18 protein-coding genes are annotated in these 19789 nt (G+C 69.9%); 7 read left to right on the plus strand and 11 right to left on the minus strand.

Going from position 1 to position 19789, the window contains the following annotated elements:
* Positions 1 to 24: 24 nt before the first annotated feature.
* Both ABIC70_RS11505 and sseA read right to left on the minus strand, forming a co-directional pair.
* Positions 25 to 501 (minus strand): hypothetical protein, encoded by a 477-nt coding sequence (locus tag ABIC70_RS11505; protein ID WP_354439759.1) that lies wholly within the window; start codon positions 499 to 501, stop codon positions 25 to 27.
* A gap of 162 nt (positions 502 to 663) precedes the next feature.
* Complete coding sequence (gene sseA, locus ABIC70_RS11510) at positions 664 to 1509, minus strand: 3-mercaptopyruvate sulfurtransferase (protein WP_111473628.1); 846 nt, start codon at positions 1507 to 1509, stop codon at positions 664 to 666.
* 403 nt (positions 1510 to 1912) lie between these two features.
* On the opposite strand from sseA, the gene ABIC70_RS11515 reads away from it, so the two are divergent.
* A complete protein-coding gene (locus tag ABIC70_RS11515) occupies positions 1913 to 2146 on the plus strand; it encodes a GcrA family cell cycle regulator (protein ID WP_020095642.1) in 234 nt (77 codons plus the stop codon).
* A 25-nt stretch (positions 2147 to 2171) separates the two neighbouring features.
* On the opposite strand, the gene ABIC70_RS11520 is transcribed toward ABIC70_RS11515, so the two are convergent.
* The 7 genes from ABIC70_RS11520 to cpaB all read right to left on the minus strand — a co-directional run bounded on the left by ABIC70_RS11520 (position 2172) and on the right by cpaB (position 10167).
* Positions 2172 to 3149, minus strand: a complete 978-nt coding sequence (locus ABIC70_RS11520; protein ID WP_043385697.1) for a type II secretion system F family protein — start codon at positions 3147 to 3149, stop codon at positions 2172 to 2174.
* A gap of 31 nt (positions 3150 to 3180) precedes the next feature.
* On the minus strand, positions 3181 to 4179 hold the full coding sequence (locus ABIC70_RS11525) for a type II secretion system F family protein (RefSeq protein ID WP_043385699.1): 999 nt from the start codon (positions 4177 to 4179) through the stop codon (positions 3181 to 3183).
* Positions 4180 to 4183: 4 nt separating this feature from the next.
* The gene (locus ABIC70_RS11530; RefSeq protein WP_043759097.1) at positions 4184 to 5626 is read right to left on the minus strand and encodes a TadA family conjugal transfer-associated ATPase; all 1443 of its coding nucleotides are present in this window, start codon (positions 5624 to 5626) and stop codon (positions 4184 to 4186) included.
* A 57-nt stretch (positions 5627 to 5683) separates the two neighbouring features.
* On the minus strand, positions 5684 to 6928 hold the full coding sequence (locus ABIC70_RS11535) for a CpaE/TadZ family protein (protein WP_043349286.1): 1245 nt from the start codon (positions 6926 to 6928) through the stop codon (positions 5684 to 5686).
* 75 nt (positions 6929 to 7003) lie between these two features.
* Entirely contained in the window at positions 7004 to 7747 is a 744-nt protein-coding gene (locus ABIC70_RS11540) for a CpaD family pilus assembly protein (protein ID WP_051044735.1), read from the minus strand.
* Positions 7748 to 7783: 36 nt separating this feature from the next.
* On the minus strand, positions 7784 to 9346 hold the full coding sequence (locus ABIC70_RS11545) for a type II and III secretion system protein family protein (RefSeq protein WP_420845322.1): 1563 nt from the start codon (positions 9344 to 9346) through the stop codon (positions 7784 to 7786).
* A gap of 5 nt (positions 9347 to 9351) precedes the next feature.
* Complete coding sequence (gene cpaB, locus ABIC70_RS11550; RefSeq protein ID WP_043349290.1) at positions 9352 to 10167, minus strand: Flp pilus assembly protein CpaB; 816 nt, start codon at positions 10165 to 10167, stop codon at positions 9352 to 9354.
* A 258-nt stretch (positions 10168 to 10425) separates the two neighbouring features.
* Here cpaB and ABIC70_RS11555 point away from each other — a divergent pair, with 258 nt between their 5' ends.
* On the plus strand, positions 10426 to 11655 hold the full coding sequence (locus ABIC70_RS11555; RefSeq protein ID WP_354439760.1) for an ABC transporter substrate-binding protein: 1230 nt from the start codon (positions 10426 to 10428) through the stop codon (positions 11653 to 11655).
* Between the two features lie 104 nt (positions 11656 to 11759).
* Here ABIC70_RS11555 and ABIC70_RS11560 read toward each other — a convergent pair whose 3' ends face one another.
* The gene (locus ABIC70_RS11560) at positions 11760 to 12923 is read right to left on the minus strand and encodes an iron-containing alcohol dehydrogenase (protein WP_179697174.1); all 1164 of its coding nucleotides are present in this window, start codon (positions 12921 to 12923) and stop codon (positions 11760 to 11762) included.
* Positions 12924 to 13011: 88 nt separating this feature from the next.
* Entirely contained in the window at positions 13012 to 13920 is a 909-nt protein-coding gene (locus ABIC70_RS11565; protein WP_274926762.1) for a LysR family transcriptional regulator, read from the minus strand.
* A gap of 116 nt (positions 13921 to 14036) precedes the next feature.
* Between ABIC70_RS11565 and ABIC70_RS11570 the strand changes: the two genes are divergently transcribed.
* From ABIC70_RS11570 to ABIC70_RS11590, 5 genes are all read left to right on the plus strand, one after another.
* Complete coding sequence (locus ABIC70_RS11570) at positions 14037 to 15533, plus strand: CoA-acylating methylmalonate-semialdehyde dehydrogenase (RefSeq protein ID WP_043385717.1); 1497 nt, start codon at positions 14037 to 14039, stop codon at positions 15531 to 15533.
* Between the two features lie 196 nt (positions 15534 to 15729).
* Positions 15730 to 16875: an isobutyryl-CoA dehydrogenase gene (locus ABIC70_RS11575; protein WP_043347504.1), complete on the plus strand. Its 1146-nt coding sequence runs from the start codon at positions 15730 to 15732 to the stop codon at positions 16873 to 16875.
* Positions 16872 to 17933 (plus strand): enoyl-CoA hydratase/isomerase family protein, encoded by a 1062-nt coding sequence (locus ABIC70_RS11580; protein WP_354439761.1) that lies wholly within the window; start codon positions 16872 to 16874, stop codon positions 17931 to 17933. The genes ABIC70_RS11575 and ABIC70_RS11580 overlap by 4 nt, the downstream gene beginning before the upstream one ends.
* Before the next feature lie 182 nt (positions 17934 to 18115).
* On the plus strand, positions 18116 to 19009 hold the full coding sequence (mmsB, locus tag ABIC70_RS11585; protein ID WP_278305981.1) for a 3-hydroxyisobutyrate dehydrogenase: 894 nt from the start codon (positions 18116 to 18118) through the stop codon (positions 19007 to 19009).
* Entirely contained in the window at positions 19006 to 19785 is a 780-nt protein-coding gene (locus tag ABIC70_RS11590) for an enoyl-CoA hydratase (RefSeq protein ID WP_043347510.1), read from the plus strand. The genes mmsB and ABIC70_RS11590 overlap by 4 nt, the downstream gene beginning before the upstream one ends.
* Positions 19786 to 19789 lie beyond the last annotated feature (4 nt).

The following is a 19789-nucleotide window of genomic DNA, read 5'->3' on the forward strand; positions in this document are numbered from 1 at the left end:
CGGAGGGGGATCGGGCTGCGGCCCTCAGGCCGGGGCAGCCCATTTCGCGCGATCGGCCGGCTTCTCCCTGTAGATCGTGCCGCCGAAATCGATGTGCAGTTCCGTGTCGGCCCCCTCGCGCCGGCGCGCCAGCACCTCGAAATGCTTCGGCTTGCGGCGCGGCGCGTCTACGACCATCCAACCCGCCGAGGCCGCCGCCGCGAGGGCATGCGCGGGATCGGCGGGGCCATCCGCCCGCTTGGAGCCGGGGGCGTGGTGGGGCTTCTTGTGGTGGATCTCCACCGGATCCCGGCCCGCGGCCGAAATCCGTGTGACCTTGATCTCCGAGGGACGGCGCTCGCCCTCCAGGGTCACGTGCAGCCCGCTCGTGATCGGAAACGCGTCCACGCCCTTCGGGCCGAGATCGGCCAGATGTGTCTCGCCGCCCGCCTCGAGGGTGAAACGATGGGCGAAGACGTGCCGGATGGTGCCCGAGAGGGCGATCGTGTCGTGAAGCGGCATGATTTTCTCCGTGGAGCGCCCAACCGCAGGCGCATTCGATATATCGAAATCTGCCACGAAGGTTTCAAGGACACGATCAGATCGGTCCGGACACGGCGGCAGCCCGCCATGTCCGAGGGCAGGTTTCTGGCGGCCCGCCCGCTTCTCAGGCGCCCGTTTTCCTCAAGCGCCCGTCGCGACCGCGCGGGCCGGATCGGCGCCCCATTCCGACCAGGAGCCATCGTAGAGGCTTCGCGCCGGGCGGCCCATGGTCTCGAGAGCGAGCGCGATGATCGCCGCGGTCACGCCGGAGCCGCAGGTGGTCACGATCGGCCGGTCCGGATCGACGCCGTTCTCGGCGAAGACCGACTTCAATTCCTCCGGGGTCTTCATCCGGCCGTCACGCTGGAGTGCCGCGTAATGCAGATTGCAGGCGCCCGGCATATGCCCCGGTCGGACGCCGGGCCGGGGTTCGGGCTCCTCGCCGCGGAAGCGTGTCGCCGAACGGGCATCGACCACCTGAGCCGACCCGGTTTCCAGCGCCCGCGCCACGTCGTCCGCATCCGCCACCGCGCCGTGATCGAGGCGGGCTGAGAAGTGGCGACGCTCGTGCGGGTGCGGCTCGCCTTCCTCGGTGGGGTAGCCTGCCGCGATCCAGGCCGGCAGGCCGCCGTCCAGCACCAGGGCGTCCCGCACGCCGAAGGCCTTGAGCATCCACCAGACGCGCGGAGCCGAGAACAGGCCCTGACCGTCATAGACCACGATCTGCATGCCGTCGCCGACGCCGAGGGCGCGCATCCGTGCGGCGAACACCTCGGGCCGCGGCAGCATGTGCGGCAGGCTCGACTCGGTGTCGCTCATGGCGTCGAGATCGAAGCGGCGGGCGCCGGGAATGTGGGCCGCGCGATACTCGGCCTCGGGGTCCCGGCCTGCGGCCGGCAGGTACCAGGAGGCGTCCAGGACCACGATGTCGGGAGCTTGAAGGCGGTCGTGCAGCCATTCGGGTGACACGAGGGGCGCGTGGGCCATGGTCAGCGGATCCGGCTCTGTTCGCGTTGCAGGCTCACAGAACCACAGGTCGCACCGCGTTGCACGCCCGGGACAGGCTCGGAGGCGAGCGTCCGGCGGATTCGTCAGGCCCGGCCAATGCCAATCGAAGCGATGCGCGAATGCGCCGAGCTACGCATCCCGCACCGTGGTCCGATGCACCCGACGCAGGCTGGTCTTGTTTTAAAGAGCCGTAACCCCAGTTACGACAACATAATGACGCCAATCGCGTCGGTCGTCCGGCCGGCATCGTGTTGGCCGACCCGGGCGCCCCGCTTGCGGATGCGCGCCGGGTCCGTCGCCTGAACGAGACGCGTTCAAACTTCCCTTGTCTGCCGGGGTGCATGATCCACCGAGCAGGATACTTATTGAGCCGATCAACGCCATGAATCAACTCGTCCGTATGTCCCAGATTGGCGACGCCGAGACCGTCGAGGAGCCGTCGGCCGACCTGCGCGTGCCCTTCGCGCAGTCCGGAGCCTTCGTGTGCAAGTACATTATCGGTGAGCCGAACGACCGAGCCGTCTGTTGCGGGGCACCCGTGTCCGACGGCAAGAGCTGGTGCGCCTATCACCGCCGCATCGTGTTCGAGCCGACCCGGCCCGGCCGCATCCGCTGAGCGAAGCGTCTCTTCGTCCCGGCCGTCACTGTGTCCGCATGACCTGGATGACGGCGGGGGTGATGATGACCACGAACAGCACGGGCAGGAAGAACAAGATCATCGGCACGGTGAGTTTGGGCGGCAAGGCGGCCGCCTTTTTCTCGGCCTCGTTCATGCGCAGGTCGCGGCTCTCCTGGCTCAGCACCCGCAGCGCCTGTCCCACCGGCGTGCCGTAGCGCTCCGCCTGGATCAGCGCGGTGGCGACGGACTTCACCGGCTCGAGGCCGGTGCGCAGCACCAGATTCTCGTAGGCCTGCCGCCGGTCGGGCAGAAACGACATCTCGGCGGTCATCAGGGCGAGTTCCTCGGCCAGCACGACCGAGGAGGTGGCGATCTCGGTGCTGACCTTCCGGAAGGCGTTCTCGATCGCCATGCCGGATTCCACGCAGATCAGCGTGAGATCGAGGGCGTCCGGCCACGCCTTTCGGATCTCGGTCTGGCGCTTCTTGGCGGCGTTGACCAGGAACAGCTCCGGCGCCTTGATGCCGGCATAGGCCGCGCCGACCACCAGCCCGAACCGCACGAGGTAGGACGAATCCAGAACCTCGAGCACGAACAGGTAGAACAGGGCCGCGATCACCGAGGCGAGCGGCACGACGAACCGGAAGAACAGGAACGCCGTCTCCGACCCCGGGCCGCGATAGCCTGCCTGCATCAGCATGCGCTTGGCCGTGTCGGTGCCGAGCCAGCGGCGCAGCTGGTACCGCTCGACGATGGACTTCATGTAGGCCTTCGGCTCCACGCGCAGCGTGGCCCGGGTCGCCGGCCCGTCCGCCTTCACCCGCTCGCGCCGCCGGATCTGCTCGCGCTCGTCGCTGACGAGCTTCATCCGCTTGCTGAGCTTGTCGGTTTCCAGGAAGGGCTGCGCCACCGCGTAGGCGGTCGCCGCCGCCGCGACCGCGGTCAGGAGCGTGCCCATGAAGCGGGGATCGAACAGCTTCTCGGCAATGTCTTCGATCATCGGGCGGTATCCGGCAGAGGGCGCACCGCGCCTAGAACTCGAACGCGATCATCTTCTTGATCGTGAAGATGCCGATGGACATCCAGATCGCCGCGCCGACCAGGGCGACCTTTCCGGTATCGGTCGTCCAGAGCAGCGAGATGTAGTCGGGGCTCGTCAGGGCGGTGATGCCCGCCACCGCGAAGGGCAGGCAGGCGATGATCGAGGCGGAGGCCTTGGCCTCCATGCTCATCGCCTGGACCTTGCCGCGCATCTTGGCGCGGTCGCGCAGCACCGTGGACAGGTTGTTCAGCGCCTCCGACAGGTTGCCGCCCGACTGCTGCTGGATGTTGATCACGATGGCGAAGAAGTTCACCTCGGCGGTGGGCACCCGCTCGAACAGCCGCGTGCACGCCTCGCCGAGCGACAGGCCCATGGCCTGTGTCTCCACGACGGTCCGGAACTCGCTGCGCACCGGCTCCTCGGCCTCGCGCGAGACCATGCGGAAGCAGTCGCCCACCGGGATGCCGGTTCGGATGCCGCGGACCACCACGTCCACGGCGTTGGGCAGCTCCTTGTTGAACTTCGCGATGCGCTTGAGCCGCAGGTGGCGCAGCAGCCACGCCGGCAGGCCGAAGCCCCCCGCGAAAGCGGCCCCGAGCGCCGCGAGGGCATTGTCGGTGATCACGAAGATCAGCAGCCCGAGGACGCCGCCGCTGGCGGCTGAGATCGTATAGAAGGTCCGCTTCGTCCATCCGAGGCCGGCGCGGGCGAGCTTCAGCTCCACGCTGGCCTTCGAGGCGCCCTTGGCCTTCGCCTCGATCTCGCTCAGCGTCTTGGCGACCTGCTCGCGCCGGTTGACCGCGACGCCCCGGGTCGCCGCGCCGGAGGCGGAGACGCTGATCGACTTCAGACGCTTGTTCGCCCGGCGCTCGCCGCCGAGCAGGGGCAGGACAGCCACGTAGGCGACCGCCGCGACCGCGATGCCGATGAGGCCCGCGGCGAGCGGCAGGTTGGAGGCGCCGGCGGCCGCGGCGGGCAGGTCCGGCATGCGCTCAGCTCCGGTCGATGATCTCGGCGGCGTCGAGCGCCTCGCCGAGCCGCTGTTCCAGGCCGTAGTAGCGGGCCCGCTCCCAGAATTTCGGCCGGCCGACGCCGGTGGAACGGTGGCGCCCGATCAGCTTGCCGTTCGCGTCCTCCCCGACGATGTCGTAGAGGAAGACGTCCTGCGTGGTGATGACGTCGCCCTCCATCCCGAGCACCTCGGTGATGTGGGTGATGCGCCGCGAGCCGTCGCGCAGGCGCATGGCCTGGATCACCACGTCGATCGAGCCGCAGATCATCTCGCGCAGGGTCCGGGACGGCAGGGTGAACCCGCCCATCGAGATCATCGACTCGATACGCGACAGGCATTCGCGCGGGCTGTTGGCGTGGAGCGTGCCCATCGAGCCGTCGTGGCCGGTGTTCATCGCCTGGAGCAGGTCGAAGGCTTCCGGTCCGCGCACCTCGCCGACGATGATCCGCTCCGGCCGCATGCGCAGGCAGTTCTTGACGAGATCGCGCATGGTGACCTGGCCCTGGCCCTCCATGTTGGGCGGCCGCGTCTCCAGGCGGACCACATGGGGCTGCTGGAGCTGCAGCTCGGCCGCGTCCTCGCAGGTGATCACCCGCTCGTCGTGCTCGATGAAGGCGGTCAGGCAGTTCAGCAGCGTGGTCTTGCCCGAGCCCGTGCCGCCCGAGATGACCACGTTGCAGCGCGACTGGCCGATGATCTTGAGAACCTCGGCGCCCTCGGGCGAGATCGCCCCGAAGCGGACGAGCTGCTCCAGGGTCAGCTTGTCCTTCTTGAACTTGCGGATGGTGAGCGCCGGGCCGTCGATGGCCAGCGGCGGCGCGATGACGTTGACGCGGGACCCGTCCGGCAGGCGCGCGTCGCAGATCGGCGAGGCGTCGTCGACGCGCCGGCCCACCTGGCTGACGATCCGCTGGCAGATGTTCATCAACTGCTGATTGTCGCGGAACCGGACGCTGGTCAGCTGGATCTTGCCGCCGACCTCGATGAAGGTCCGATGGGCGCCGTTGACCATGATGTCGGCGATGTCGTCGCGGGCGAGCAGCGGTTCCAGCGGGCCGTAGCCGAGGACGTCGTTGCAGATGTCGTCGAGCAGCTCCTCCTGCTCGGAGATCGACAGGACGATGTTCTTGAGCCCGATGATCTCCGTGACGATGTCGCGGATCTCCTCGCGCGCCGTCTCGGCATCGAGGCGCGAGAGCTGCGTCAGGTCGATCGCCTCGATCAGGGCGCCGAAGATCAGACTCTTCGTGCGGTAATAATCCTCGGACCGCGCGGTCTCGACGACGACCGGCGCCGCCTGTGCCGGACGCGCGACCGGAGCCGCCGCATCGCGCAGGACCGGCGTGGCCGGCGCCGGGGTCCGGGCCTGCGGGATCGGCGGGGGGGCCACCGATGTGCCGCCGGCGTGTCGCCTACCGAACATGGGTCAGCCCTCCGACGCTGACCTGCGGAGCCCGTGGGACGAAGGATCGTATCCGCATCAGGATGCCTTGCGGCCGGCGAGCTTGGCGAGCAGCGGCTCGAGCAGGCTCGGACGTCCCCGCCGGCTCTCCGGACGCCCGAGAGTCATGGCGGCCAGATCGTTGAACAGCTCCGCCACCTTCGATCCGGCCTGGATCTCGGCGATCATCTGGCCGTTATTGGCGGCGGTGCCGAACAGCGTCGGCTCGAACGGAATCGACAGGGCGACCGGGGTCTCCAAGGCCTTGGCGAACTCGGCTGTGCCGATCTCGGGCCGCTTCGGTACGCCGACGCCGTTCAGCAGGACGCGGGGCGGCTGGTCGTTCGGGCGCCCGTGCTTCAGCGCGCCGAGAAGGTTCTTGGCGTTGCGCAGGCAGGCGAGATCGGGACCGGCCACGATCAGGATCTCGTCGGCCGCGGTCAGGATGCGCTTCGACCACGCGTTCCACTGATGCGGGATGTCCAGGACCACGCAGGGTACGCTCGCCCGCATGTGCTCGATCAGCGCGTCGAAGGCCGGCTCGGACAGGTCGATGGTCCGGTCGAGGCTCGCCGGCGCCGAGAGCAGGCTCAGGTTGTCGCTGCACTTGGACAGCAGCCGCTCCACCAGGGCGGAATCCAGCCGCTCGGGGGCGAAGACCGCTTCGGCGATGCCCTGCGGCGGATCTTGGTTGAAGTTCAGCGAGGCGGTGCCGAAGGCGATGTCGAGATCGGCGATCACCGTCTGGACGCCTTGGTTCCGGGCAACCGACCACGCGAAATTGTGCGCCACCGTGGAGGCGCCGATGCCGCCTTTCACGCCGTAGACCGCCACGGTCCGTCCCACCGGCTTGACGCCCGGGGCCGTGAACAGGTCGGAGATCGCCGCGATCAGCGTCAGGGGCTCGACCGGCACCATGAGGTAGTCGGACACCCCGCGCTGGATCAACTGCCGGTAGAGCATCACGTCGTTGAGGTGGCCGATCACAACGACGCGGGTGCCCTCGTCGCAGACCTCGGCCAGGGCATCGAGGCACTCGATCGGCTTCGAGCGCGCGCCTTGGATCTCGATGATGATGACGTTGGGCGTCGGCGCGTGCCGATAGGCCTCGATCGCGGCGGCGCCGCCGCCCATCCGGACCTTGACCTGCGCCTTCTGCATGCGCCGGTCGAGGGCTGCGCCCTCGATCATCGCGGCGGTCTCGCCGGTCTCGCAGAATGCCTGGATGGTGATCCGGGGCACCGGGGCGATCGTGCGCTCGCTCGTCTCGGACAGGTCTGCCATGACGGCGCTTTCGGGTTCGCGTTCGGGGCGCGGCGTCGGGGAGCGGCGGGGCTGCCCGTCCCAACGCCGGCTGTCTCAGTTGGTGACTTGGGACTTCACGGCGGTCTGCCCATCTTGCCGCCATGTGGTTGACGGATCCTTGCCGTCCCGCAATTGCCCGATGTCCCGGACGCGCTTGACCGTATCGATCCGACCCTCGGGGCGGCCGCGCACGAGGTCGACCGGATCTGCGACCTGGGCGGCGACGTTGGACTGCGTGGCGCAGCCCAGGTTCCAGCTCGGCTGGTTGCTGTAATCGTAGGCGAAGCTTCGGGTCCCGAGATCCTGAGGCCAGAGGCCGCAGGCGTCGGACACCTTGGCCTGCATGCGCTGGAAGCTCAGCCGGATCGGCGCGGCGAGGGTCGGGGCGGTGACCACGTAGCCGGTGACGGTGATCTCGCGGACGCCGATGCCGTTCTGCGTCCCGAACCGGCCGAGCACCGAGGCGGTCCGCTGGACGGCGGCCACTTGGTTGGGCGGGACGCCCTGCGGAACCTCCATCAGCAGGGCGCCGCGGCCGTACCGGCGGTATTCGAGCATGAAGGCATCGACATCGGCCGCCTGGCGCGGATCCAGATGCCCCACGCCGGTGGGGAACACGTCGAGGTTGCGGGCCCCGTCCGTCAGGACGATCGGGTGGCGTGCGCGGTAATCCGTCACGTCGATCCCGCCGGTGGTGGCGGGATCGCTCTTGCAGGCCGCCGCGAGGGCGCCCAGCGCGCAGGCGGCGAGCAGGCTCGCGGCGCGGCGCGGCAGGGTGGGCGGGGGACGTCCGGTCATGGTTCCGATCCTGGGGCGCGGCGGTGACGCGGGGCGCTACTCGACGATGAAGCCGACGCGGCCGCGATAGGTGCGTCCGAGCGGCGGCGCGGCGGCCGCCCCGGGGGAGGCGACCTTGCCGTAGAGCCGGTTGATCTGGCCGAGCAGCACCGCCTGGCCGTCGGTGGAATCGACGAAGTTGTCGTCCGGCCGGCTCACCTGCTTCGGTTCCATCGTCCGGGCGATGTAGGGGGTGCACATGATCATCAGCTCCGTCTCCTGGCGCTGGTAGTCGCGGGAGCGGAACAGCGCGCCGAGGATCGGAAGATTGATCAGGCCGGGCAGGCCGGAGATCGCCTGCTTGTTCACCTGCTGGATCAGGCCGGCGGTCATCATCACGCCGCCCGAGGGCAGCTCGACGGTGGTCTCGGAGCGCCGCACCCGGGTGCCCGGCACCGCGACCGAGTTGTTCCCGACGACGTAGGTGAAGTTCTGCTGTGGATCGATCTCGGTCACGTCCGTTGCGACGCGGATCGAGATGCGGTTGTCGGCGAGCACCACCGGCGTGAACGACAGGGCGACGCCGTAGGGCTTGTAGGTGATGCCGGGGGTGCACACGCCGCCCACCGTGCAGGCGGCCGAGGATGGCACCGGGAACTCGCCGCCGGCCAGGAACTTCGCGGCCTCCCCGGAGATGGCGGTGAGCGTCGGCTCGGCCAGGATCCGCGAGACGCCCGCCTGCTCGAAGGCCTTCAGGGTTGCCTGGAGCGAGAAGCCGCCCGACTGGATCGAGGCCTGGATCTGGTTGCCGCTCGGAGCCGATGGGTTGATCGGGAACGGCAGGTTGTTGATCAGCGCCGGTGACGTCGCGGAACCGAGCGGGTTCAGCGCCGACCAGTTGCCGGTCATGTTGATCCCGAACTGCTTCAGGACGTTGCGCGACACCTCCACCACGGTGACGCGGAGCATCACCTGGTCCTTGTTGCGGATCGTGAGGTTGTTGATCACGGCGCCGCGCGCGCCCGCGGTGACACCGCCGCTCGGTGCCCCCGCGGCCCCCGCCGCGCCCCCGCCGCCCAGCCCCACGAACGCATTGGCGATGTCGATCGCCTGCTGCGCGTCCGCGGAGGAATTCACCGACCCCGAGAGCAGCACCGAGGCCCCCGAGGAGCGCACGTCGAAGCGCCCGCCCGGGATGCTCTGGCCGAGCAACTCGCGCAGGGTCCCGAGGTTGAGATCCCGCGCCACCGACACGTCGAGGGCGGCGATCTGGCGGCCCTCGGCATCCATGATGAAGATCGAGGTCGCGCCGTCGGCCATGCCGATCACGAAGACCTTGCGGGTCGAGCGAACCACGGCGTTGGCCACGGCGGGGTTGGCCACGAACACCTCCTTGGCGTCCCGCGGCAGGTCGACGATCACGGAGCGGCCGGCGGTCAGCTCGACCCGCCGGGTCGAGGCGGATTCCGCGGCGCCGACCGTCAGGATCGGCGCGGGACCGAAGGTCTGGCGGTCCTGCGCAGGGGCCGGTCCGGACAGGACGGCCAGCAGGGCGAGGGCGCCGGCCGCGCGGCCGGCGGGGCGGCTCATCGGGCGCGGGTGGGGGGACGGAGCGGTCATGGCGATCACGGCGTCTGCTGCCGCGCGACGCCGAAGCGCACCACGGTCAAGGCGGGTTCGGGCATCTGCGCCACGGACGCATCGGCCAGCGGCGTGGCTTCGGGCGGCCGCCCGGCATCGGCGAGGCTGCGCAGCGAAAGGGTGAGGGCGCCGACCTTCTGGGCCAGCGCCAGGGTCTCGGCCTGCGCGGGCGTGACGGCCAGCGTCGCGGTCTCGCCGGTCACCACGTTGGTGCCGTTCTTCTCCTGGACCAGCTGCCCGATCGCGAGGACGCGGATGTCGGTCAGGATCGTCTGGGAGAGCTGCACGTCGCTGTTGTTGGCCCGCGAATTGGACTCGTCGCGGAACGTGCGGATCACGTCGACGCGGTCGTTCGGGAGGATGAAGCCGCCGGCCGAGTTGGTGCCGCGGCTGTCGGTGACGATGGCGACGGCGCGCATGCCGGCCGGCAGGATCGCCGCCATGAATCCGCTCTCCGGGCGCACGAGCTTCTGCGCGCGGATCGGCTCGCCCGCCAGGAAGCCTGCGCGCACCGAGGCGCCCACGGTCTCCTCGAGCGCCTTGGGGTTGATCTTGCGGGTCACGTAGCCCGCCGTCACGGCGCTGTCCGGCCAGGGTTGCCAGCGCAGATCCGCGGCCCGGAGAACCTGACCCATGGGCATGTCGATGGCGGCCACGAGCACGTCGGTCATCGGTTGCGGCGGCGCCTCGGCCTTCGGCGGCGGAGGCGGCGGTGGCGGATCGCCGCCGCTCATCAGGAAGGCCGCCCCGGTTCCCGCCGCGAGGGCGATACCGAGGACGGCGAAACGGGCTGGGTTCATCGCATCGCCACGCGCCGGAGACGGCCGAATTGCCGTCCATGACCCGAACCTGCGCGGGGATTCGTGTAATTATGGTTAAGGTATTATAACCTCTGGCGTTGTCGCCGGTCCGGAAACGGGGCGCCCGAGAAGCGCGTCACAATCCGCAGGATCCTTCAGCATCCGCCCGAACTCGGCCGTGGTGCATCACCGCTTCGTGACCTATCGTGCCACCGGAACCGCCTCAGAAGCGGGCGCTCGGGCGAACCGGGGGGAAACATGATCAGGACATTCGGCAGCGCGGTTTTGGCGGCTGCCCTCGCGGGGACCGCACTCGGCTCCGTTCCGGCGGCCGCGCAGGGGACCTTCTCGGACAATGCGGTCCGGATCGGCATCCTCAACGACCAATCCGGCCTCTACGCGGAGTATGGCGGTCAGGGCTCGGTCGAGGCCGCCCGCATGGCGGTGGAGGACATGGGCGGCAAGATCGGCAGCGTGCCGATCGAGATCCTCTCGTCCGACCACCAGAACAAGCCCGACATCGCCTCGGCGATCGCCCGGCAATGGTACGACCGCGACAATGTCGACGCGATCATGGAGCTGACCACGTCATCGGTGGCGCTGGCGGTCCAGGGCCTGTCCAGGGAAAAGAAGAAGATCACCATCACCACCGGAGCGGCCACCAGCGACCTCACCGGCAAGGCCTGCACGCCCTACGGCTATCACTGGGCCTTCGACACGCGGGCGCTGGCGGTGGGCACCGGCGGCGCGCTGACCCGGGCGGGCGGCGACACGTGGTTCTTCCTCACCGCCGACTACGCCTTCGGCTCGGCGCTGGAGGCTGACACCAGCAAGGTGGTGCTCGCCAACGGCGGCAAGGTGCTGGGCAGCGTCCGGCACCCGCTCTCGAACCAGGACTTCTCGTCCTTCCTGCTCCAGGCGCAGGGCTCGAGGGCCAAGGTGATCGGGCTCGCCAATGCAGGGCTCGACACTTCGAACGCGATCAAGCAGGCCGCGGAATACGGCATCGTCGAAGGCGGCCAGAAGCTCGCGGCCCTGCTGTTCACCCTCTCAGAGGTGCACGGGCTCGGCCTGAAGGTCGCGCAGGGCCTGACGCTCACCGAGGGCTGGTACTGGGACGCCAACGACGAGACCCGGGCCTTCGGCCAGCGCTACATGAAGCGCACCGGCCGGATGCCCAACATGATCCAGGCCGGCACCTACTCGGCGGTCCTGTCCTACCTGAAGGCCGTCAAGGCGGCCGGCACCGACGAGACGGATGCGGTCAACGCCAAGCTCAAGGCGCTGCCGGTGGACGACGTCTTCGCCCATGGCGGGATCGTCCAGCCGAACGGCCGCATGGTGCACGACATGTACCTGTTCGAGGTCAAGAAGCCGGCCGAGTCGAAGGGCCCGTGGGATCTCTACCGGCAGCTCGCCACGATCCCCGGCAAGGAGGCCTTCGCGTCCCCGGCCGAGAGCGGCTGCCCGCTGACGGCGGCGAAGTAGGGTTTAGGACTCGTCGAACACCGCGCTGTGCGAGCCGATCCGAGCGCCAAGGCGGCGCTCGGATCACCGGCCTCGCGCCGCCTTGGCGCTCGCAACGAACCCTCTCACCCCGCCCAGACGCGCCGGTACAGCGCCACGATCTCGTCGGCGCTGGGCTCCAGCGGGTTGTTGGCCGGGGAGCCGGAGGCCAGCGCCTGGGCCGCCATGGTGGGAAGCAGCGCCTCCCAGCGGGCCGGGTCGATCCCGTATTCCTGCGGCCCCGGCACGTCGAGGTCGTCGTTGAGCGCCTCCAGTTCCGACACCAGGGCCGAGACCGCGGACCGGTCGTCGGTGTCCGGCCCGGCGATCTTCATGGCGCGGGCGCAGGCCGCGTAGCGGTCGATGGCGGCCGGGGCCGAGAAGGCCGTGACCGCCGGCAGCAGCATCGCGTTCGAGAGCCCGTGGGCCACGTGGAAATGTGCCCCGATCGGCCGGCTCATGCCGTGGACCAGCGCCACCGAGGCGTTCGAGAAGGCGATGCCCGCCTGGGTGGCCCCGAGCATCATCGCCTCCCGGGCCGCCCGATCGCCCGGATCGGTCCAGACCCGCCGCAGGTTCGGGGCGATCAGGCCCATCGCCTGAAGTGCCAGCCCGTCCGAGAACATGTTCGCCTTGCGCGAGACGTAGGCCTCGATGGCATGGGTCAGCGCGTCGATGCCGGTATCCGCCGTGAGCCGCTTGGGCTTGGTGAGCGTCAGCTCGTAATCCACCAGCGCCGCCACCGGCAGGTAGGCGAGTCCGATGCACAGCATCTTCTCGTCGGAGGCCTCGTCGGTCACGATGGTGAAGCGGGTGGCCTCCGAGCCGGTGCCCGCGGTGGTGGGGATCGCCACGATCGGCAGGCCGGGCTCGTCCTGCTGACGGGGCGCCTTGTAGTCGCGCATGTGGCCGCCGTGGCGGGCGAGCACCGCCACCGCCTTGGCGGTGTCCATCGGGCTGCCGCCGCCGAAGCCGACCACGCAGTCGAAGTCGCCCGCCTGCAGGGCGGCGAGCGCCGCCTCCACGGAGGCGACGGTCGGGTCCGGCACGGTCTCGGAGAAGATCGTCGCCTTGGCGCCCGCCCTGGTCAGCCGTTCCAGCAGCGTGTCGGTGCGTCCGCTGCCAGCGAGGTAGGGGTCGGTGACCACGAAGGGCCGCGACAGGCCGAGCTGGCCGAGCACCTCCGGCAGGAGCCGCGAGGCGCCGGCGCCGACGCGCATCAGCCGGGGCAGGGCGATCGAGGCGACCATCTCTTGATCCTTCCACCCGGCGCGTGACCTGACCTGCCGGAGCCGGCCGATCTTACGGCGCCGGCGGATTCCGCGAAACCGTCCCGGCTTACACCGCCGGCCCGGCGAACAGCGCCCCCGCGGCCTTCACCTCTCCGGCGATGAACCCCGCCACGGCGCGGATATGGGCCGCCTTCCGGTGGTCCTCGTGGATGTGCATGTGGAACGAGCGCGTCAGCGAGACCGCCTCCGGCAGCACCGGCACGAGGCCGGGATGCGCCGCCGCGATGAAGGCAGGCAGGATGCACAGGCCGGCTCCGCCGAGCGTCGCGTGGACCTGGGCCAGGAGGTTGGTCGAGCGCAGCCGCGCCGAGACCGCGGGGCCGAGCGCCCCGAGGTAGTTCAACTCGCGGGTGAACAGCATGTCTTCGATGTAGCCGACGAACGGATGGGCCGGCAGGTCCGCGAGTTCGGCGATCGGCGGCGCGGCCGCGCGGTAGGATTCGGCCGCGTAGACGAACAGCCGGTAATCGGTGAGCCGGCGTGCCACCACCCGGGCCTGCTGCGGGCCGGAGAGGCTGATCACGATGTCGGCCTCGCGCTTGGACAGGCTGAAGATCCGGGCGGTGGCCATGATCTCCACCTCCAGCCCCGGATGGCGGGCGGTGAGCCGGTGCATCCGGGGGGCGAGGAACACGCTGCCGAAGCCGTCCGGCGCGCCGATCCGCACCGTGCCGGAGACCGCCTGGGCCGCCCCCGTGGCGGCGCTCGCCGACAGGAACGCGCTCTCCATGGCCTCGGCGACGCCCAGCAGGTTCGCCCCGTCCTCGGTGAGCGCGTAGCCGAGATTGCTGCGATGGAACAGGCGGGCGCCGAGACCCTCCTCCAGGGCGCGGATCCGCCGGCCGACCGTGGTGTGCTCGGTGCCGGTGCGTGCTCCGGCGGCGCTCAGGGTCCCGGTCCGCGCCACCGCGAGGAAGAAGCGCAGGTCGTCCCAGTTGGGCCCCGTCCTGGCCATGGCCGCACTCCCGCTGTGCATCGATGCACGACGGCTGTAAGCGCATCCGGCTTTATCGCTCAAGGGATCCTGTTAGGGTGCATCAAAATCAAACGCATCATCACAGGGAGGCGCGCATGCGCACGATCGGGCACTTCATCGGCGGCCGGGCTGTCGGCGGCGAGAGCGGGCGGTTCGCCGACGTGTTCCATCCCTCGACCGGCGAGGTCCAGGCCAAGGTGGCGCTGGCCAGCAAGGCCGAGATGCGCGCCGCCGTCGAGAACGCGGCGGCGGCCCAGCCGGCCTGGGCGGCCACCAACCCGCAGAAGCGCGCCCGGGTGATGATGCGCTTCCTGGAGCTGATCCGCGCCGAGAACGATTCCCTGGCTGAGCTTCTCGCCTCCGAGCACGGCAAGACCGTGCCGGACGCCAAGGGCGACATCCAGCGCGGCGTCGAGGTGGTGGAGTTCGCCTGCGGGATCCCGCACCTGCTCAAGGGCGAGTACACGGAGGGCGCCGGGCCCGGCATCGACGTCTACTCCCTGCGCCAGCCGCTGGGCGTGGTCGCCGGCATCACGCCGTTCAACTTCCCGGCCATGATCCCGCTGTGGAAATGCGCTCCGGCGATCGCCTGCGGCAACGCCTTCATCCTGAAGCCGTCCGAGCGCGACCCGAGCGTGCCGATCCGCATCGCCGAGATCTTCCTGGAGGCGGGCCTGCCGCCCGGCATCCTCAACGTCGTCAACGGCGACAAGGAAGCGGTCGACGCGATCCTGGATGATGAGGACATCAAGGCGGTGGGCTTCGTCGGCTCGTCGCACATCGCCGAATACATCTACGTGCGCGCCGCCGAGACGGGGAAGCGTGCGCAGTGCTTCGGCGGCGCCAAGAACCACATGATCATCATGCCGGACGCCGACATGGGCCAGGCGGTCGACGCGCTGATCGGCGCCGGCTACGGCTCGGCCGGCGAGCGCTGCATGGCGATCTCGGTGGCGGTGCCGGTGGGCGAGAAGACTGCCGACCGGCTGATGGAGAAGCTGATCCCGCGGGTCGAGTCGCTCAAGATCGGCCCGTCGCATGACGGCTCGGCCGATTACGGCCCCCTGGTCACCGCCGAGGCGGTCCGGAAGGTCGCGGGCTACATCGACCAGGGCGTCTCCGAGGGCGCCGAGCTCGTGGTCGACGGCCGCGGCTTCAAGCTCCAGGGCTACGAGAACGGCTTCTACATGGGCGGCTCGCTGTTCGACCGCGTGACCCCCGACATGACCATCTACAAGGAGGAGATCTTCGGCCCGGTGCTCTCGGTCGTGCGGGCGAAGGATTACGAGGAGGCGCTGGCCCTGCCCTCGACCCACCAGTACGGCAACGGCGTCGCGATCTTCACCCAGGACGGCGACGCGGCCCGGGACTTCACCGCCCGGGTGAACGTCGGCATGGTCGGCGTCAACGTGCCGATCCCGGTCCCGATCGCCTACCACACCTTCGGCGGCTGGAAGCGCTCGGGCTTCGGCGACCTGAACCAGCACGGGCCGGACTCGATCCGCTTCTATACGAAGACCAAGACCGTGACGCAGCGCTGGCCGAGCGGCATCAAGAGCGGGGCGGAATTCTCGATCCCGACGATGCGGTAGGCCGCGACGGTCCAAGGATGGGGCGCGGGTCCCTCTCCCGTGCGGGAGAGGGACAGGGTGAGGGGCGGGGACTCTCCGGAAAGACCTGATTCCTCACTCCAACCCTCTCCCGCACGGGAGAGGGGGCACGTCGCGCATCGTGGCGGTGGATGTGCGAGCCCCGTGCAGTTGGGTGGCGAACGAGAGGAAGTGCCCAATGAGTTTCGGGCTGGACGAGGACCGGATCGCGATCCGCGAGATGGCACAGGGCTTCGCGGCCGAGCACATCGCCCCCCACGCCCTCGACTGGGACCGCGACAAGACCTTTCCGGTCGAGACCTTGCGGGCGGCCGCCGCCCTCGGCATGGCGGGGATCTACGTTCGCGAGGATCTCGGCGGCTCCGGCCTCTCCCGCCTCGACGCGACCCTGATCTTCGAGGCGCTCAGCACCGGCTGCCCGACCGTGGCGGCGTTCCTGTCGATCCACAACATGTGCGCCTGGATGATCGACGCCTACGGCGACGATGACCAGCGCCGGCGCTGGATCCCATCCCTGATGGGGATGGAGCGGATCGCCAGCTACTGCCTCACCGAGCCGGGCTCGGGCTCCGACGCGGCGGCGCTCCGCACCCGCGCCGAGCGCGACGGCGACCATTACGTCCTCACCGGCGAGAAGCAGTTCATCTCGGGGGCCGGTGCCAGCGACCTCTACGTCTGCATGGTCCGCACCGGCGAGGCCGGCCCTTCGGGCATCTCGGCCATCGTGGTGGAGAAGGGGACGCCCGGCCTCTCCTTCGGCGCCGACGAGCGCAAGATGGGCTGGAACGCCCAGCCGACCCGCGCCGTACGCTTCGACGGCTGCCGCGTGCCGGTGGCCAACCGCCTGGGCGCCGAGGGCCAGGGGTTCCGCATCGCCATGAGCGGCCTCGACGGCGGGCGGCTCAACATCGCCGCCTGCTCCCTCGGGGGCGCCCAGGCGGCCCTCGACAAGGCGCTCGCCTATATGGGCGACCGGCGCGCCTTCGGGGCGAAGCTCACCGATTTCCAGGCCCTGCAGTTCCGGCTTGCCGACATGGCGACCAGCCTGGAGGTCTCGCGCACCTTCCTGCGCCACGCGGCCTCCGCCCTCGACGCCAAGGATCCCGCCGCCACCCAGCTCTGCGCCATGGCCAAGCGCCACGTCACCGACGCGGCCTTCGCGGTGGCGAACGACGCGCTCCAGCTCCACGGCGGCTACGGCTACCTCGCCGAGTACGGGGTGGAGAAGATCGTCCGGGATCTGCGCGTGCACCAGATCCTCGAAGGCACCAACGAGATCATGCGGGTGATCATCGCCCGCGCGCTGACCGGAGACCGCCGATGACCGACGTGATCGTCGAGCGGGTCGGCGCCCTGGGGCGCCTGCGCCTCGACCGCCCGAAGGCCCTGAACGCCCTGACCCACGGCATGGTCGGCACGATCGATCGGGCCCTCGATGAGTTCTCCGCCGATCCCGGCATCGCGGCGGTGCTGCTCACCGGGGAGGGGGAGCGGGGGCTGTGCGCCGGCGGCGACCTGCGCGGCCTCTACGAGAGCGACGGCACGGCCTTCGCCGAATCCTTCTGGCGGGACGAGTACCGCCTCGACGCCCGCATCGCCCAGTACGAGAAGCCCTTCGTGGCGGTGATGGACGGCATCACCATGGGCGGCGGGGTCGGCCTGTCGGGTCATGCCGCCCACCGGATCGTCACCGAGCGCTCGCGCATCGCCATGCCGGAGACCGGGATCGGCTATCTGCCGGATGTCGGCGGCACGTGGCTCCTGCCCCGCGCGCCCGGCGAGCTCGGCACCTATCTCGGCCTGACCGGCGAGCCGGTCGGTGCCGCCGACGCGATCCTGTGCGGGTTGGCCGACGCGATGGTGCCGTCCCGGGCCCTTCCCGATCTCCTCGACGCGCTCTCGGCCCTGGCGCCGGATGCCGGCGACGCGGGCGTGCGGGACCTGATCGGGCGTCTCGCCCGGGAACCGGATCCGGCGCCCCTGGCCGCACACCGGAGCATGATCGACCACTGCTTCGCCTTCGACATGGTCGACGAGATCCTGGCGGCGCTGGCGGCCGACGGCTCGGATTTCGCGGCGGCGACCCGCGACATCCTGCTGACGAAATCGCCGTCGAGCCTCGTCCTGACGCTCTGCCTGCTGCGCCTCGGGCGCGGCGCGCCGAGCCTGGAGGCCTGCCTGGAACGCGAGTTCCACGCGTCCCTGGCGGTGCTGGACGAGGGCGATTTCCGCGAGGGCATCCGCGCCGCCGTGATCGACAAGGACAAGACCCCGCGCTGGAACCCGCCGAGCCTCGACGCGGTCGATCCGGCCCGGATCGCCCGCTGGCTGGAGAAGCGGGCGGCGCCGGTCTTTCCAGAATCGCGCATTGGGGCGGTGTGATGAGGCTTCGTCTTCACCCACTCATCCCCTCATCCTGAGGCGCCGGAGCGCAGCGGAGGCCTCGAAGGAGGGCTCCAGGGATCGCGGCGTGTTCTGGAGCCCTCCTTCGAGGCCCGCTGACGCGGGCACCTCAGGATGAGGGCGAGGGTGGGACAGGCGATAAACAATTCAGGGAGGGCGGGATGGCACAGACCATCGGGTTCATCGGTCTCGGCAACATGGGAGGCCCCATGGCGGCCAACCTCGTGAAGGCGGGCCATACGGTGCGCGGCTTCGACCTTGTCCCGGCCTCGCTGGAGGCCGCCCGCGCCGAGGGGATTACCGTTGCGGGCTCGGCCCTGGCGGCGGCCGAGGGCGCGGACGTGGTCATCACCATGCTGCCCGCCGGACGGCACGTGGTCGAGGTCTGGACGCAGCTCGCCGCGGCGCTGCCGGCCGGCACGCTGCTGATCGATTCCTCCACCGTCGACGTCGAGAGCGCCCGCAAGGCCCACGCCCTCGCGGAGGCGCGGGGCTGCCTGTCGGTGGACGCGCCGGTCTCCGGCGGGACCGGCGGCGCCAAGGCCGGGACGCTGACTTTCATGGCCGGCGGCGCCGAGGCCGCCTTCGCGAAGGCCGAGCCTCTGCTCAAGGCCATGGGCAAGAACGTGTTCCATTGCGGCGATGCCGGCGCCGGGCAGGCGGCCAAGATCTGCAACAACATGATCCTCGGCATCTCGATGATTGGCGTCAGCGAGGCTTTCGCGCTCGGCGAGAAGCTCGGCCTGTCGCACCAGGCGCTCTACGACGTGGCCTCGGTCTCCTCGGGCCAGTGCTGGTCGCTGACCACCTACTGCCCGGTTCCGGGCCCGGTGCCGACCTCGCCGGCCAACAACGGCTACAAACCGGGCTTCGCGGCGGCGCTGATGCTCAAGGATCTCCGTCTCGCCCAGGCCGCCGCCCTGGCCTCCGGCGCCGCGACACCCCTCGGCGCAGAGGCCGCGCAGGTCTACGGATTGTTCGAGGGCGCCGGTCACGGGGGAGAGGACTTTTCCGCGATCATCAATATGCTCCGCGGGCAGGGAGGCGAGTCGTGAGCGACGCGTACGAGACGATCCTGACGGAGACGCGCGGGCGCGTCCTTCTGATCACCCTCAACCGGCCGAAGGCGCTGAACGCCATCAACGCACAACTCACCGGCGAGGTGATCCGGGCGGCCACCGAGGCCGATGCGGATCCGAATATCGGCTGCATCGTCATCACCGGTTCGGCCAAGGCCTTCGCGGCCGGGGCCGACATCAAGGAGATGCAGCACGCCACCTACGCGGAGATGTACGCGGGCGACCGGTTCGCCGACTGGGACCGCTTCATCGCCGTGCGCAAGCCGATCATCGCCGCGGTGGCGGGGTACGCGCTGGGCGGTGGCTGCGAGCTCGCCATGATGTGTGACATCATTCTGGCCGCCGACACCGCACAGTTCGGTCAGCCCGAGATCAAGCTCGGGGTGATGCCGGGGATCGGCGGCAGCCAGCGGCTCACCCGCTTCGTCGGCAAGGCCAAGGCCATGGAGATGTGCCTGACCGGCCGGATGATGGACGCCGCCGAGGCGGAGCGTTCGGGCCTCGTCTCGCGGGTGATCGCCGCCGACCGGCTCCTCGACGAGGCCATGACGGCGGCCGCGACCATCGCGGCGATGTCGCTGCCGATCGCCATGATGACCAAGGAGGCGGTCAACCGCGCCTACGAGACTACGCTGACCGAGGGCATCCGCTTCGAGCGGCGGGTCTTCCATGCCATGTTCGCCACCAAGGACCAGAAGGAGGGCATGGCCGCCTTCGTGGAGAAGCGGCCGCCTCGGTTCGAGAATACCTGAGCGC

The organism is Methylobacterium sp. 1973 (genome assembly GCF_040545035.1).
Classification (GTDB): Bacteria; Pseudomonadota; Alphaproteobacteria; order Rhizobiales; family Beijerinckiaceae; genus Methylobacterium; species Methylobacterium fujisawaense.

Excerpts from the sequence above, each read along its gene's own strand:
- ABIC70_RS11560 (WP_179697174.1), bottom strand. The coding sequence starts at position 12,923 with ATGGTCGCCTCGATCGCCCTGCCCCGGCTGATGCGCGTCGGCGCCGGC.
- ABIC70_RS11535 (WP_043349286.1), bottom strand. The coding sequence starts at position 6,928 with ATGGCAGACCTGTCCGAGACGAGCGAGCGCACGATCGCCCCGGTGCCC.
- ABIC70_RS11555 (WP_354439760.1), top strand. The coding sequence starts at position 10,426 with ATGATCAGGACATTCGGCAGCGCGGTTTTGGCGGCTGCCCTCGCGGGG.
- ABIC70_RS11540 (WP_051044735.1), bottom strand. The coding sequence starts at position 7,747 with ATGACCGGACGTCCCCCGCCCACCCTGCCGCGCCGCGCCGCGAGCCTG.
- sseA (WP_111473628.1), bottom strand. The coding sequence starts at position 1,509 with ATGGCCCACGCGCCCCTCGTGTCACCCGAATGGCTGCACGACCGCCTT.
- mmsB (WP_278305981.1), top strand. The coding sequence starts at position 18,116 with ATGGCACAGACCATCGGGTTCATCGGTCTCGGCAACATGGGAGGCCCC.
- ABIC70_RS11520 (WP_043385697.1), bottom strand. The coding sequence starts at position 3,149 with ATGATCGAAGACATTGCCGAGAAGCTGTTCGATCCCCGCTTCATGGGC.
- ABIC70_RS11530 (WP_043759097.1), bottom strand. The coding sequence starts at position 5,626 with ATGTTCGGTAGGCGACACGCCGGCGGCACATCGGTGGCCCCCCCGCCG.
- ABIC70_RS11505 (WP_354439759.1), bottom strand. The coding sequence starts at position 501 with ATGCCGCTTCACGACACGATCGCCCTCTCGGGCACCATCCGGCACGTC.
- ABIC70_RS11525 (WP_043385699.1), bottom strand. The coding sequence starts at position 4,179 with ATGCCGGACCTGCCCGCCGCGGCCGCCGGCGCCTCCAACCTGCCGCTC.
- ABIC70_RS11575 (WP_043347504.1), top strand. The coding sequence starts at position 15,730 with ATGAGTTTCGGGCTGGACGAGGACCGGATCGCGATCCGCGAGATGGCA.
- ABIC70_RS11565 (WP_274926762.1), bottom strand. The coding sequence starts at position 13,920 with ATGGCCAGGACGGGGCCCAACTGGGACGACCTGCGCTTCTTCCTCGCG.
- ABIC70_RS11515 (WP_020095642.1), top strand. The coding sequence starts at position 1,913 with ATGAATCAACTCGTCCGTATGTCCCAGATTGGCGACGCCGAGACCGTC.
- ABIC70_RS11580 (WP_354439761.1), top strand. The coding sequence starts at position 16,872 with ATGACCGACGTGATCGTCGAGCGGGTCGGCGCCCTGGGGCGCCTGCGC.
- ABIC70_RS11570 (WP_043385717.1), top strand. The coding sequence starts at position 14,037 with ATGCGCACGATCGGGCACTTCATCGGCGGCCGGGCTGTCGGCGGCGAG.
- cpaB (WP_043349290.1), bottom strand. The coding sequence starts at position 10,167 with ATGAACCCAGCCCGTTTCGCCGTCCTCGGTATCGCCCTCGCGGCGGGA.
- ABIC70_RS11545 (WP_420845322.1), bottom strand. The coding sequence starts at position 9,346 with ATGACCGCTCCGTCCCCCCACCCGCGCCCGATGAGCCGCCCCGCCGGC.